At 64.4% G+C, this 13,468-nt stretch carries 15 protein-coding genes; 7 read left to right on the top strand and 8 right to left on the bottom strand.

What is annotated here, in order from left to right; all coding sequences use genetic code 11:
• Positions 1–22 precede the first annotated feature (22 nt).
• Positions 23–664: a TetR/AcrR family transcriptional regulator gene (locus tag CH268_RS21165; protein WP_027498003.1), complete on the bottom strand. Its 642-nt coding sequence runs from the start codon at positions 662–664 to the stop codon at positions 23–25.
• A 75-nt stretch (positions 665–739) separates the two neighbouring features.
• On the opposite strand from CH268_RS21165, the gene CH268_RS21160 reads away from it, so the two are divergent.
• The gene (locus CH268_RS21160; protein WP_094665803.1) at positions 740–2,053 is read left to right on the top strand and encodes a D-arabinono-1,4-lactone oxidase; all 1,314 of its coding nucleotides are present in this window, start codon (positions 740–742) and stop codon (positions 2,051–2,053) included.
• Between the two features lie 61 nt (positions 2,054–2,114).
• On the top strand, positions 2,115–3,602 hold the full coding sequence (locus CH268_RS21155) for a molybdopterin-dependent oxidoreductase (RefSeq protein WP_094665832.1): 1,488 nt from the start codon (positions 2,115–2,117) through the stop codon (positions 3,600–3,602).
• Position 3,603: 1 nt separating this feature from the next.
• Here the strand turns inward: CH268_RS21155 and CH268_RS21150 are convergent, their stop codons facing one another.
• Positions 3,604–4,545 carry an adenosine deaminase gene (locus CH268_RS21150; protein ID WP_094665802.1) on the bottom strand — a complete coding sequence of 314 codons (942 nt, stop codon included), beginning with the start codon at positions 4,543–4,545 and terminating at the stop codon, positions 3,604–3,606.
• Positions 4,546–4,555: 10 nt separating this feature from the next.
• Entirely contained in the window at positions 4,556–5,347 is a 792-nt protein-coding gene (locus CH268_RS21145; protein WP_032382504.1) for an enoyl-CoA hydratase/isomerase family protein, read from the bottom strand.
• 86 nt (positions 5,348–5,433) lie between these two features.
• Here CH268_RS21145 and CH268_RS21140 point away from each other — a divergent pair, with 86 nt between their 5' ends.
• Entirely contained in the window at positions 5,434–6,579 is a 1,146-nt protein-coding gene (locus CH268_RS21140; RefSeq protein ID WP_094665801.1) for an acyl-CoA dehydrogenase family protein, read from the top strand.
• 52 nt (positions 6,580–6,631) lie between these two features.
• On the opposite strand, the gene CH268_RS21135 is transcribed toward CH268_RS21140, so the two are convergent.
• The 3 genes from CH268_RS21135 to CH268_RS21125 form a co-directional block, all read right to left on the bottom strand.
• Positions 6,632–8,095: a DHA2 family efflux MFS transporter permease subunit gene (locus CH268_RS21135; protein ID WP_032390498.1), complete on the bottom strand. Its 1,464-nt coding sequence runs from the start codon at positions 8,093–8,095 to the stop codon at positions 6,632–6,634.
• The gene (locus CH268_RS21130; protein WP_052054800.1) at positions 8,092–8,709 is read right to left on the bottom strand and encodes a PadR family transcriptional regulator; all 618 of its coding nucleotides are present in this window, start codon (positions 8,707–8,709) and stop codon (positions 8,092–8,094) included. Before CH268_RS21130 ends, CH268_RS21135 begins: the two co-directional genes overlap by 4 nt.
• Positions 8,710–8,981: 272 nt before the next feature.
• Positions 8,982–9,185, bottom strand: a complete 204-nt coding sequence (locus tag CH268_RS21125; protein ID WP_008714360.1) for a cold-shock protein — start codon at positions 9,183–9,185, stop codon at positions 8,982–8,984.
• Positions 9,186–9,379: 194 nt separating this feature from the next.
• Here CH268_RS21125 and CH268_RS21120 point away from each other — a divergent pair, with 194 nt between their 5' ends.
• Positions 9,380–10,123, top strand: a complete 744-nt coding sequence (locus tag CH268_RS21120; protein WP_094665800.1) for a GNAT family N-acetyltransferase — start codon at positions 9,380–9,382, stop codon at positions 10,121–10,123.
• Between the two features lie 63 nt (positions 10,124–10,186).
• Complete coding sequence (locus tag CH268_RS21115; protein WP_045840759.1) at positions 10,187–11,200, top strand: glutathione S-transferase family protein; 1,014 nt, start codon at positions 10,187–10,189, stop codon at positions 11,198–11,200.
• A gap of 9 nt (positions 11,201–11,209) precedes the next feature.
• Here CH268_RS21115 and CH268_RS21110 read toward each other — a convergent pair whose 3' ends face one another.
• The gene (locus CH268_RS21110; protein ID WP_094665831.1) at positions 11,210–11,590 is read right to left on the bottom strand and encodes a VOC family protein; all 381 of its coding nucleotides are present in this window, start codon (positions 11,588–11,590) and stop codon (positions 11,210–11,212) included.
• Complete coding sequence (locus tag CH268_RS28310) at positions 11,587–11,721, bottom strand: hypothetical protein (RefSeq protein WP_255182468.1); 135 nt, start codon at positions 11,719–11,721, stop codon at positions 11,587–11,589. Before CH268_RS28310 ends, CH268_RS21110 begins: the two co-directional genes overlap by 4 nt.
• A gap of 97 nt (positions 11,722–11,818) precedes the next feature.
• Here CH268_RS28310 and CH268_RS21105 point away from each other — a divergent pair, with 97 nt between their 5' ends.
• On the top strand, positions 11,819–12,538 hold the full coding sequence (locus CH268_RS21105) for a hypothetical protein (RefSeq protein WP_037219502.1): 720 nt from the start codon (positions 11,819–11,821) through the stop codon (positions 12,536–12,538).
• A 43-nt stretch (positions 12,539–12,581) separates the two neighbouring features.
• The gene (locus tag CH268_RS21100; RefSeq protein WP_094665799.1) at positions 12,582–13,421 is read left to right on the top strand and encodes an LLM class F420-dependent oxidoreductase; all 840 of its coding nucleotides are present in this window, start codon (positions 12,582–12,584) and stop codon (positions 13,419–13,421) included.
• Positions 13,422–13,468 lie beyond the last annotated feature (47 nt).

The raw sequence follows: 13,468 nt of genomic DNA, 5'->3' as shown, positions 1-13,468 counted from the left end.
GTCCCGTCGAGCGGTTTTCCACTCAGCGATCTTCTGCCTTCGCGGCGATCAACCCGGACAGGTCGTCGATCTGGGCCAACACTTCGAGATCGTCGCCGTCGACCAACCACCGCAGCACCAAACCGTCGAGGGTCGCCATCCCGAAGCGGGCGATCGACTCCACCGGTTCGAGCCACCGCGTGCCGGTGTGGTCGGAACAATTCTCGAAGAACAGCTGCGCCTCGGAATCCCGGATTCGATACTGCCCGCTGGCGATCTCGGCGGCCGTGGCCGAACCCAGTGCGCGATGCCGCAACAGATACGTCTTGATCTCGTACGCCAACAGCTGCCGACCGTGCGATTTCTCGATCAGCAGCCACACCGCGCTCAGCCCGCTGTGCACCAGCTCGCGCAAACCCCGAACACCGGGTAGTTCGTGTGTTCCGACCGCGCTGTCCAACGCGGCATGCAGTATCTCGGTGACGTCGACGATGAGGTGCTCGCCCATCGCGATCACCAGATCCTGCTTGGTCTCGAAGTGGTATTGCACGATGCCTTTGGTGACGTCGGCATATTCCGACAGCGCCCGAACGGTGAGCGACTCGATACCGACCCGCTCGGCGACATCGATTGCCGACTGCACCAGTTGTGCGCGGCGCACGTCGGCGGGCAGCCTCGATTGCATGACCCGATACTAGGTCGCGGTCGACATCTGTGCCTTGGATTGCCCCAGGGGAGCGCGCTGCGAGATAGTGATTCGATGATCGAGCGGTCGTGGCAGAACTGGGCGGGCAATCAACATGCATTCCCGGCGCGTCGAGCCGAGCCCTCGTCGGTCGAGGAGATGCGTGCGATTCTGCGCGATGCCGCCGAACGCTCTCTGCCGGTGCGCTGCGTCGGGGCAGGGCATTCCTTCACTCCCATTGCCGTCACCGACGGTATCCAGATCGCCTTGGATGCGCTGAGCGGTATCGAATACGTCGAACGCGCCGACGACGGATCTGCCCAGGTGACGGTGCTGGCCGGCACTCGACTCCGGGAGTTGTCGGCGCGGTTGTGGGAGCTCGGTCTGGCGATGACCAACCTGGGCGACATCGACGAGCAGTCCGTCGCCGGGGCCATCTCGACGGGCACTCACGGAACCGGTGCCCGGTTCGGCGGCATCGCCACCCAGGTGCACGCGCTGGAGCTGATGACCGCGGACGGACAGTCGGTGCAGTGCTCCCGAGACGAGAACACAGAACTGTTCGACGCGGCCCGCATCGGTCTCGGCGCTCTCGGCGTCATCACGCGTGCGACGTTGAACTGCGTCGGGGCGTTCGCGCTGCAGGCCGTCGAGACGCCGTCGACGCTGACGGCGACGCTGCGTGATCTCGATGCCACCGTCGCCGGCGTCGACCATTTCGAGTTCTATTGGTTTCCGCACACCGATCGTGTGCTCACCAAACGCAACACCCGCCTGCCCGGTGACACCGATCTGCGTCCGCTGGGCAAGGTGCGCTCATATCTCGACGACGAACTGCTGTCCAACACGGTCTTCGAGGGCCTCAACCGAGTGGTGACGCGAGTGCCTGCGTTGATTCCCAGGGTGAACGCGGTCTCGGCCCGAGCACTGTCGGCTCGCGAGTACACCGACCGCTCGTACCGGGTGTTCGCGTCGTCGCGGACGGTCAAGTTCGTCGAGATGGAATACGCCGTGCCCGTCTCCGAGATCGCCTGGGTGCTCCGCGAGGTGGATCGCTGGCTCGAGCAGTCCTCGATATCCATCGCGTTCCCCGTCGAAGTACGATTTGCCGCCGCCGACGACATCTGGCTCTCCACGGCCTATGGACGCCCGACGGCCTACATCGCCGTGCACCAGTACCACCGCCGCGATCACCGGGAGTATTTCGACGCCGTCGAGACCATCTGCCGCAGTGTCGGCGGCAGGCCGCACTGGGGCAAACTGCACTCTCTCGGCAGCGCCGAGCTGCGTGATTCCTACGAGCACTTCGACGATTTCCTGCGCATCCGCGATTCCCTCGACCCGACGCAGCTGTTCCGCAACGACTACTTGGCGCACCTGCTGTCGTGAGCGGTATCTCGTACCCTGCTACGAAATACCGCGCACGACGAGTTCGCTTACATTGGACTCGGTGAGCACAGGAAAACGCGCGCTGTCCGGCATCATCGCCGCCGGAGTCGTCCTCGGCGTCGGCGAATTGATCGCCGTCCCCATCGGACCGAACTCGTCACCACTGACCGCCGTCGGATCCTCGGCGGTCGACAACAGTCCGGCACCGGTCCGTGAATGGGCCATCGACACGTTCGGCACCTCCGACAAGCTCGCCCTGTTCCTCGGTATGGCCGTGGTCATCGGCGCTATCGCGGCCGCGGCAGGAATCGCTCGCAAACCGATCGGGGCCGCGGTGTTCGCCGCCTTGGGCGTAATCGGCGTCCTCGCCGCGGTGACCCGACCCGACGCGACGGTGTTCTATGCAGTCCCGACCATCGGCGGCGTCATCGTCGGCATCGTCGTGCTGCACGCCCTCATCGGATCCGCCACCCCGGCGACCGACGGAATGAACCGACGCAGTTTTCTGACCCTCGCCGCCGGTGCCGCAGTACTCGGAGTCGTCGCAGGGACGGCCGGACGAATGCTCACCTCGGCGCGAGCGGTCACCGCCGATCGACTCGGCTTCATGCTCCCGACCCCGACGCCGCAAACGCCGATACCGGCGGGGGCGGACCTGAAGATCGACGGCCTCGCGTCGTACATCACCCCGAACGAGGACTTCTACCGCATCGACACCGCGTTGGTCGTGCCACGCGTGGCGTCGGATACGTGGTCGCTGCGGATCCACGGCATGGTGGACCGCGAGATCGAGTTGACTTTCGCCGATCTGGCACAGCGTCAGGCGGTGGAGAAAACAGTCACGTTGACGTGCGTGTCCAACATCGTCGGCGGCGACCTGGTCGGCAACGCGACGTGGATCGGCTACCCACTGAAGGACATCCTCGAAGAAGCGGGCATCTCCCCCGACGCCGACATGGCCCTGTCGTCCAGCAGCGACGCCTTCACCGCAGGCACTCCCCTCGAGGTGCTGCTCGACGGCCGCGACGCACTGTTGGCCGTCGGGATGAACGGCGCCCCGCTACCCGTGGAGCACGGTTACCCGGCCCGACTGGTCGTGCCCGGACTGTACGGATACGTCTCGGCCACCAAGTGGGTCACCGACATCGAGATCACCCGATTCGACAAGGTGACGGCATACTGGACCGACCGCGGCTGGGGCGTACTCGGTCCGATCAAGACCGCTGCCCGCATCGACACCCCGCGCTCGGGCAGCTCCGTGTCCGCGGGAAAGACCGTGTTCGCGGGCGTCGCCTGGGATCAGCACACCGGCATCGAGGCCGTCGAAGTACAAGTGGACGAGGGCAATTGGATGCCGGCAACCCTGTCGGAGGAGTACTCCAAGGACACGTGGAGGCAGTGGATGATCGAGCTCGACCTGCCGGCGGGCCAGCACGCGATCCGCGCCCGGGCCACCAACTCCGCCGGGGAGCTGCAGACCAACAAGACTGCAGACACCGTCCCCGACGGAGCAACCGGCTACCCGAAAATCTCGGTGACGGCGAACTGATTCAGGTTGTCGCGAAGCTGGCGCGAACCGAGTTCTCCGCCAACTGCTTCCGCTCGTCCGCGGTCAGACCCATGCCCTCTTCCAGCGCGACGAAGTTGTCGTCGACGTACCCGCCGAAATAAGCGGGGTCGTCGGAATTGATCGACACCGACAACCCACGGTCGAGCATCTGCCGTAGCGGCAACTGCGCGACGTCGTCGATCACCTTGAGCCGAACGTTGGACAACGGGCAGACGGTGAGCGGAATCTGTTCCTCGACAAGTCGATTCACCAGCGCCTCGTCTTCCAGGCACCGGACGCCGTGATCGATGCGCTCCACGTTCAGCAGATCCAGTGCCTGCCAGATGTAGTCGGGCGGGCCTTCCTCACCGGCGTGGGCGACCACGTGCAGGCCCTCGGCGCGTGCCTTGGCGAACACGTCGACGAACAGCGACGGCGGGTAGCCGACCTCGGCGGAGTCGAGACCGAGGCCGATGATCGGTGCCTTCATCGCCAACAGGTCGTCGAGCAATTGGTTGGCGTGCAGCACCGGCTTGTCTCGCAGGATCGACGCGATCAACCCGCTGGTGACGCCGAATTCGCGCTCACTGGTCGCGCAGGCGTCGGCCAATCCCTCGACGACGGCCTGGAGCGGTACACCGCGCTCGGTGTGCGCCTGTGGATCGAAGAAGATCTCCGCATGCGTCACCCCGGCCTGCGCGGTGCGGCGGAAGTACGCGCGCGCCAGATCGGCGAAGTCCTCGGCGGTGCGTAACACGGCCATGTTCGCGTAGTACAGATCGAGGAAGGACTGCAGGTCGGTGAACTCGTACTTCGCCTGCAGTTCGTCGATATCGTTGTACGGCAGCGTGATTGCGTTGCGCTCGGCAAGATCGAAGATCAGCGGAGGCTCGAGCGACCCTTCGATGTGCAGGTGCAGTTCGGCCAATTGATCAATACTCACTCATACGATTCTACTTGCCGGTGTACGTCGCCTTACCCGGGCCGACCTCGAGGAAGCTCGTCACCGCACCGCGCAGATCCTCGGTCTCGAACAATGCGCCCGACACCTCCGACGTGATGTCGTCCGCGTGCGCCACACCGCCCGAACGCCACGCCGCCACAATCTGTTTCGTGGCCGCATGGGCGACGGTAGGGCCGTCGGCCAGTCGGTGTGTCAACGCGAGCGCCGCGGCATCGACGTCGTCGTGGATCTGGTTGACCACGCCCCACTCCTTCAACGTCTGGGCGTCGTACAGATCACCGGTCATGACGAATTCACGTGCCCGACCCGACCCGGCCCGCTCGGCCAGACGCTGCGGTCCGCCCATCGACGGCGTCAACCCGACGACGGTCTCGACCAGACCGAACTTCGCCTTGGGTCCGGCCAGAACGATGTCGCAGGCCAGCGAGATCTCGAACGCCGCGGTGAGCGTCAAACCGTGCGCGGCGTAGATCACCGGACACGGCAACGCCTCGAGCGGGTGAATGATGCCGGCGAACAACCCACGCCACAGATCGGCACCCTCGGCCGCGGACAATCCCTCGAACACGTGCACGTCGACGCCCGCCGAGTTGACCTTGCCCTCGGCACGCAGCAGAACCGCACGCGGCGGGTTCGCGGCCAGATCGGCAACGTTCGCGGCCACCGCGTCGAACATTGCCTGATCGAACAGATTGAGGGGGCCGTGATCGAACGTCAGGACAGCGACCTCGGCGCCGGCCGCAGTGGTCGATCGGACGAGCGAGGTAGGTGCGTCAGCCATGCCTCGCATAGTGCCATACGCGTTCCGGGGCGTAGTTACCGACGAGTATTGTGCGCGTATCAGCCGTTACCGAGAGGAACAAGTAAGTGAAGCGCAGCCTGTTCGAGTCCGACCACGACGACTTCCGCGCATCGGTACGCGAGTTCGTCACCAGGACGATCACACCGGTCGAGGAAAAGCTGATCGAACAGCGATACATCGACCGCGAGATCTGGCTCGAAGCAGGACGCAACGGTTTCCTCGGCCTCGAGGTGCCCGAAGAATACGGCGGCAGCGGAGCCGAGGACTACCGATTCAACGCCGTCCTCGGTGAGGAACTCGCCCGCTCGAGTGCCGCGGTGGCGTCGTGCTTCGGTATCCACGTCGACATCGTCGCGCCCTACCTCGTCAAGCTCACCACCGAGGAGCAGAAGAAGCGCTGGCTGCCCGGGTTCTGCAGCGGCGAGATCCTCACCGCCATCGCCATGACGGAGCCCTCCGGCGGCTCGGACCTCGCCGCGCTGAAGACCACCGCCGTCAAGGACGGCGACGACTTCATCATCAACGGCTCGAAGACGTTCATAACCAACGGTAATTCCGCCGACCTCGTCATCGTCGCCACGCGCACCACGCCGGAGAAGAAGGCCAAGGGCATCACGCTGTTCGCCGTCGAGAACGGAACCGAAGGATTCACCCGCGGCCGCAAACTCGACAAGGTCGGCCAGCCCGAATCCGACACCGCGGAACTGTTCTTCGAGAACGTGCGAATACCCAGCGCCAACATGATCGGCGAATTCGACGGCGGCTTCATTCACATGATGCAGCTGCTCCCCCAGGAACGCATCAGCTGCTCGGTGGCCAACCTCGGACACGTACGGCCCATTCTCGAAGAGACGCTGCAGTACGCCAAGGACCGCAAGGCATTCGGTCAGCAGATCGGCTCGCTGCAGTGGAACAAGTTTCTGCTCGCCGAGCTCGTCACCAAACTCGATGTGGCACAGGCATACATCGACAACTGCATCGTCGCCCACGGCCAGGGCGAGCTGACGGCCATCGATGCAGCCAAGGCCAAGTGGTGGAGCTCGCAGGTGCAGAACGAAATCCTCGACCACTGCGTCCAGCTGCACGGCGGCTACGGATTCATGAACGAATACCGCGCCGCCCGCGCCTGGAAAGACGCTCGCGTGACCAAGATCTGGGCCGGATCGAACGAAATCATGAAGGAACTGATCGGCCGGGATCTGGGGCTGTAGAGCGGCTTCGCCGCATGTGAGTGGAACTTCGTAGCAGGGGTCGAGGTTCCACTCACATGGGTTTCTCGAACGCGGGCCGGGCGTAGAAGCAGACCGCGACCATGCCGACCAGGAGCACGACGGCGGGCAGAATCAGCGACTGCGCCATGGCGGTGGTGAAGCCGTCACGCAGCATCTCGGGCACTCGGCCGGCGAATTCGTTTGCCCCCGAAGCCGATCCACCGGTAGGTAGTTCGGCGGCCAAGCGCGATTGGATGAGCGCGCCGATGCCCGCGCTGCCGAGCACGGACCCGATCATGCGGGTGGTGTTGTAAATTCCCGAACCTGCACCCGCCTGGCTCATCGGAAGATTACGAGTGGCCGTCGCTGCCAACGGAGACCAGATCAACGCATTCGCCACACCCATTGCAGCGACGGGGAGCAGCAACTTCCAGATGGCCGTCGTGGGCGTCATCTCGTAGGCGAACCACAGCAGCGACGCGGCGAGGATGAACAGTCCCGATCCGGCGATGTACCGCGGATGCGTCCTGTCGACGAGCTTGCCGATATTGGGTGCGAGCAGTCCGGTGAGCAGCGCCATCGGAACGAACAGCAGTGCCGATCGGGTGGGCGTCAGACCGGTGACGCTCTGCGCGTAGAACATGATCGGCAGCATCATGCCGGACATCGCGAAACCCATTGCGGCGATACCGATATTGGACAGCGAGAAGTTGCGGTCGCGGAACAGGGCCAAGGGCACCAGCGGCTCGCTGGTGTTCACGGACTGCCAGTAGACGAACCCCGCGAAGACCAGCAGACCGACACCGATGAGGATCCACACGCCGGTACCCCAGTCGTACTTCTGACCTTCCTGGATACCGAAGACGATGCAGAAGAGTCCGACAGCGCTGAGCGCAACGCCCAGCAGATCGAACTTGTGATCGTGGGTCGGCAGCACCGGAACGAACTTCAGCGCCAACGCAATTGCGAGAATGCCCACCGGCACGTTGATGAAGAAGATCCATTCCCAGCCGAGCGAGTCGACCAGCACACCGCCGAGAATCGGCCCGACGAGCGTAGCGACGCCTGCGACGGCACCCCATGCCCCCATCGCCGTTCCGCGCTTCTCCGCCGGGAACACGCGAGTGATCACCGCCATCGTCTGTGGGGTGATCATCGCCGCGCCGAGACCTTGAACCGCGCGCGCCGCGATGAGCATGTCGATCGATCCCGACAGCCCACACCACACGGACGCGAGAGTGAACAGCACCAGGCCGGCGATGTACAGATTCCGCGGACCGAACTTGTCACCCAATCGGCCCGTGACCAGCAGTGGAACGGCGTAGGCGAGGAGATACGCGCTGGTGACCCAGATGACGTTGTTGATGTCGGTGTTCAGCCCGGTGAGGATCGCAGGTTGCGCGACCGCGACGATCGTCGTGTCCACCAGGATCATGAAGAAGCCCAAGCACAGTGCCCACAGCGCCGGCCACGGTCTGATCTCGTGCTGCGACGGGGCAGTCTCGACGGAATTCATGTAGCGCTCCCTATCCCCGAAGTCGGGTTCGTGTGATGTGCGGAGATGTGATGCGGCCAGTCGAGCTCGCCGCTGTCGATCCGATCGAGGTAGCGCGTCAGCCACTGCACTTCTGCGCGCAGCATGTGGTGAATGTAATCGATTCCGGCCCAATAGATTTCGGATATCTGGCGATCTGCTGCGAGCTGTTGATAGCCCGACAGTTCGTCGATGTCCGCGGTCAGGTCCACGATTCGCTCCCGCAACAGGGCGGTCGCGTCGGATGCGGGTAGGTTGTGCATTTCGGACAGGCCGAGGACGAACTGCGGGTATTCACGCACCGGGGTTCTCAGAATTTCGGTCAGCCGATCGGTCAGCACGTGCCGTCCGGCCGAGGTGATCCGATAGGTGGTGCGCTCCGGACGGTTGCCACCCCGGTCGGTTCCGACCTCGTCGACCAGTTCCTGCTCATGCAGACGTGCGACCGCGTGATAGAGCGAACCCGGGCGAATCTTGACGATTCGATCTTCCTTGCGGGAGAGCAGCAATTGATACATCTCGTAGGGATGCATCGGGCCCTCCGAGAGCAGAGCCAGAATCGAGACGCCCAGCGGATTGACGGTTCCAGCTCGCATCGATCCCCCTGTCACCTATCCCGCGCGAATTATTCCAACTGGAATATAGGGCCGGCGGCAGCCTCGGAGCAACCCGGACAATGCGCCCACCAGGGAACAAAGGCATCTTTCGACGCAAAATGGGCACCGACCGCGGTCGATGCCCTCACCGAACAGACGAAGGCCGGACACTCGGAATTACTTCCGTGTATCCGGCCTTGTCACCGAGTTTCTGGTGCTGAAAAAATCTAGAGTTTCAGTCCACCAGGAGAAATCGGGTTACGAAGCTTGAATCAGATGGCGCGGACGCCGGTAGCCTGGGGGCCCTTCTGACCCTGGCCCACCTCGAACTCCACGCGCTGGCCCTCGTCGAGCGACTTGAAGCCGCTACCCTGAATCTCCGAGTAATGAACGAAAACGTCCGGTCCGCCACCATCCTGCTCGATGAAGCCGAAGCCCTTTTCGCCGTTGAACCACTTCACACTGCCCTGCGTCATTCTGTAAACCTTCTGTAAGCGAGCTAGATCTTCACGTCGAAGCTCTAATCTCAAAACCGAGTCTGCCATCTATCGGCGCTGAGCGAAACACCGGGGGCGAAAAAGTTCGAAAGATTGCTTTGGGACGGTGAAACAGAAATGCCGCCACAGCTGCCGCAGCCCGTCGGTTCAAGTGCCGTCGCTACTGTCGAACCGTGGAATTGCCTGCCTACGATGCCGACCGATTCGATCCCCACCGACTCGACATCGTCCGACTCGCCTGGTGCCGACGGCTGTCGTTGGACGACCGTGCCCTCGATACCACCGCGGACCGCGTCGAACATCGGACCGACACCGAGAACATCGTCGTACTCCGACTGGCGCAGACCACCCTGATCGTCGGGCCGTCCTGGGCCGTGGACGCCGCACGCGGCATCGAGGGCCAGGCAGACACCGGTCGGACGTGGTTGTCGACGCTGCTGGGCGATCGCGTCGAGCAGTACGAGATCGACTCCCACACGCTGGCCTACGGATCCGAGATCGGCCACACCATCGACGTCCACGATCCGCTGATCTCCCACGACGCAGAGCACGCCCGCGCTCTGGCGGAGCACTGCAGCGAGGCCGACGTGACGGAGGCATTCGGCGAGCCGGTGTCGCGGCACTGGTTCACTTTGCTCGGAGACGACCGACCCGCGGATTCGGCGCGATCCCTGGCCTCGGCCGGGTACTCGGAAGAAAACATGATCCTGGCCGACATGCGCGTTCTCACCGACCCGGACCACCGACGACACGGATACGCCGCGGTCGTCGGGCGGCTCGCGACCAACGATGCCATCGACGACGGCCTGATACCGCAGTGGCGCGCGCGACCGGAGAACACGACCGCTCGACGCCTTGCCGCCCGGCTCGACTACGTGGAGATCGGCGCCTGCCACACCGCCGTGCGTCGAACCTAGGCGCTTGAATCCGGTCCGGACTGGGTAGCGTTCGTGAGACCGACCGATGTGAGGAGTTCGATCATGGCCGAGGACGCCACCTACGTGAAGCCGGGCGAGGAATTCAAGCGCGATACCAACTACATCCCGACGCGCATCACCGCCGACGGCCGGGACGGGTATCCGGTGGAGCCCGGGCGTTACCGGTTGATCGCGGCGCGGGCCTGCCCGTGGGCCCATCGATCCATCATCGTGCGTCGACTCCTCGGACTCGAAGATGTTCTGTCCCTTGGCATTCCGGGTCCGACCCACGACCCGCGCAGCTGGAACTTCCAGGAGGAGCCGGGCGGCGTCGACTCGGTTCTACAGATCCCTCGGCTGCAGGACGCCTACTTCGCACGGTTCCCGGACTACGAACGAGGCATCACCGTGCCGGCGATCGTCGACGTTCCCACCGGCCAGGTCGTCACCAACGACTACCCACAGATCACCCTCGACCTCAGCACCGAGTGGACGCAGTACCACCGCGAGGGCGCGCCCGATCTGTACCCGGAGGCGCTCCGCGGCGAGATCGACGAGGTGGCCGATCTGGTGTTCAAGGACGTCAACAACGGCGTCTACCGCTGCGGATTCGCCGGCTCGCAAGAGGCCTACGAGAAGGCGTACGACCGCCTGTTCGCTCGCCTCGACTGGCTCGTCGAACGGCTGTCCACCCGGCGGTATCTCGTCGGCGAGCACATCACCGAGGCCGACGTGCGACTGTTCACCACCCTCGTCCGTTTCGATCCCGTCTACCACGGCCACTTCAAATGCAACCGCAGCAAGCTCACCGAGATGCCGGTGCTGTGGAACTACGCACGCGACCTGTTCCAGACCCCCGGATTCGGTGACACCGTCGACTTCGATCACATCAAGCGGCACTACTACGAGGTGCACACCGACATCAATCCGTCGGGCATCGTGCCGAAGGGGCCCGATCTGGCCGGCTGGCTCGAACCGCACGGACGTGAATCACTCGGCGGATCGCCCTTCGGCGACGGCACCGCGCCGCAGCCGCCGAAGCCGGACGAACTGGTCCCGCCCGAGCACTGGGTGTAACAGTGACGGCTATGCCCCGGCGTAGGTACCGAAGCTCCAGTAGACCCCCTCGGCGTCGCGGCAGGTGAAGCCGCGGCTGCCGTAGTCCTCCTCGCGCAGGCCCTGCGTGACGGTGCCGCCCGCCGCGACGACGCGATCGTGGATGCCGTCGGGGTCGTCGGTGACAATGTAGATCGACCCGACACCCGGCGGCAGTTCGCCGATGGCACTCCCGTCGCGAACACTGCCCAGCATCACCCCGCCGCCGTCGGGCCAGCGCAGTTCCGCATGATCGACGCGGTCGCCTTCGCCGTGAACCGCGCACTCCTCGAATCCCAACACGTCGACGATGAATCGAATTGCGTCGCGTGCGTTGTCGTACTTCAGAGTGGGCCAAATGTGTGTGGTCATGACGCCATACCTTCCTCGTCGGCCGCGCGGATCGTCACCGGCGACGCCGCGATGGGACAGAGTCTCGAACATGCCCCCACCCCGACGCGGCGCGCGCCACCGGACACCACCCAGCTCGCAGGAATCTGCACGCCACGAGTCTAAATTGCCCCGTACGTGTGCATTCAAGAATTCGCGGGTAACTCCCCCGACCAGCGTCACCGACGCTCGCAACCGAAAGAGGTATCGATGGCAGGCAAGAAGGACGACGCTCAGGTCGAGATCTCGAGCGGAGGCAAGCTCGAACGGGCCCTGGTCAACATCCTGGACAACGCCAGCCGCCTACAGGGACCCGCCGTCGACAAATACGTCGCGCACGTGCGTCGAGCACACCCGTACGACACCCCGGCCCAGATCATCGAACGGCTCGAAAAGCGATTCCTGCTGGCGGTCACCGGCAGCGGATCGGCAGTGGGAGGCGCAGCGGCGGTCCCCGGAATCGGTACGGTCGCATCGCTCGCCGCCGTCGGTGCCGAGACCGCGTTCTTCATCGAGTCGTCGGCTCTGCTGACGCTGTCGGTCGCGTCCGTGCACGGCATTCCCGTCGAGAATCACCAGCAGCGACGCGCGCTGGTGCTCTCGGTGGCACTGGGCGAATCGGGCATGCAGATCGTTCAACGAACAGTGGGCAAGACAGCCAAGAACTGGGGCCCACTCGTCACCTCGCGCATCCCGGGCGGCTCGATGGCCAGCATGAACAAATCGCTGGTGAAGAAGTTCGTCACCAAATACCTGGCCAAGCGCAGTGCACTGCTGGTCGGCAAGATGCTTCCCGCCGGAATCGGCGCGGCGATCGGCGGCGCGGGCAACCGAGTGGTCGGCAAAGGCGTCATCAAGAACGCCCGTGACGCCTTCGGCCCGCCGCCCGCACGGTTCCCGGAAAATCGCATCATCGAACCGGACGAATGAGAATGCCCGGAATCTTCGAGAGGCTGCTGCGTTGACTTCGAACATGACTTCCACACCTGAACTCGGCAAGTACGGCGTCTGGCGACTGCACTCGGCGTTCACGCCGGAGTTGTCCCGCGCCATCGAGTCCTTCGGCTACGGGACCATCTGGCTCGGCGGATCCCCGCCCGCGGACCTGACGACCACCGAGGAGATCCTCGACGCCACGGACACCATCGTCGTCGCCACCGGCATCGTCAACATCTGGTCCGATGCAGCCGCCGACGTCGCCGCGTCGTATCACCGCATCGAGAGCAAGCACCCCGGACGGTTCGTCCTGGGCATCGGTGCCGGTCACCCCGAGGCCACCCAGGAGTATCAGAAGCCGTACGACGCATTGGTGAGCTACCTCGACGACCTCGACGAGGCCGGAGTCCCGATGGAGCGTCGGGTCCTCGCCGCGCTCGGCCCCAAGGTTCTCGCGCTGGCCGCGAGCCGTACCGCAGGCGCGCACCCCTATCTGACCACTCCCGAGCACACCCGTGAAGCCCGAGAAGCAGTGGGGCCGAACAAGATTCTCGCTCCCGAGCACAAGGTGGTGCTCGAGACCGATCCGGAGAAGGCACGCGCGATCGGTCGGCCACCGGTGAACAATCCCTACCTGCATCTGCGCAACTACACCAACAATCTGAACCGGCTCGGCTACTCGGACGAGGAAATCGGCGACGGCGGCAGCGACCGACTGATCGATGCCCTCGTCGCACACGGAGATGCCGACGCCATCGCTGCTCGACTCGACGAACACCTCACCGCCGGCGCGTCGCACGTGACGCTGCACGCGCTGCCCGACGACGCCGACCCGCTCGAGACGTACCGGGAGATCGCTGCGGCGTTGCATCGCTGAAACCGGGGTCATCCCGCCCGTCGGTTCCACCCCGTAACCTCGTGTAC

It is taken from the genome of Rhodococcus sp. 06-1460-1B (genome assembly GCF_002258475.1).
GTDB lineage: Bacteria > Actinomycetota > Actinomycetes > Mycobacteriales > Mycobacteriaceae > Rhodococcoides > Rhodococcoides fascians.
This window is presented reverse-complemented; position numbering and strand designations above follow the sequence as displayed.

Excerpts from the sequence above, each read along its gene's own strand:
- CH268_RS21165 (WP_027498003.1), bottom strand. The coding sequence starts at position 664 with ATGCAATCGAGGCTGCCCGCCGACGTGCGCCGCGCACAACTGGTGCAG.
- CH268_RS21160 (WP_094665803.1), top strand. The coding sequence starts at position 740 with ATGATCGAGCGGTCGTGGCAGAACTGGGCGGGCAATCAACATGCATTC.
- CH268_RS21145 (WP_032382504.1), bottom strand. The coding sequence starts at position 5,347 with ATGGCTGACGCACCTACCTCGCTCGTCCGATCGACCACTGCGGCCGGC.
- CH268_RS21135 (WP_032390498.1), bottom strand. The coding sequence starts at position 8,095 with ATGAATTCCGTCGAGACTGCCCCGTCGCAGCACGAGATCAGACCGTGG.
- CH268_RS21130 (WP_052054800.1), bottom strand. The coding sequence starts at position 8,709 with ATGCGAGCTGGAACCGTCAATCCGCTGGGCGTCTCGATTCTGGCTCTG.
- CH268_RS21125 (WP_008714360.1), bottom strand. The coding sequence starts at position 9,185 with ATGACGCAGGGCAGTGTGAAGTGGTTCAACGGCGAAAAGGGCTTCGGC.
- CH268_RS21115 (WP_045840759.1), top strand. The coding sequence starts at position 10,187 with ATGGCCGAGGACGCCACCTACGTGAAGCCGGGCGAGGAATTCAAGCGC.
- CH268_RS21110 (WP_094665831.1), bottom strand. The coding sequence starts at position 11,590 with ATGACCACACACATTTGGCCCACTCTGAAGTACGACAACGCACGCGAC.
- CH268_RS21105 (WP_037219502.1), top strand. The coding sequence starts at position 11,819 with ATGGCAGGCAAGAAGGACGACGCTCAGGTCGAGATCTCGAGCGGAGGC.
- CH268_RS21100 (WP_094665799.1), top strand. The coding sequence starts at position 12,582 with ATGACTTCCACACCTGAACTCGGCAAGTACGGCGTCTGGCGACTGCAC.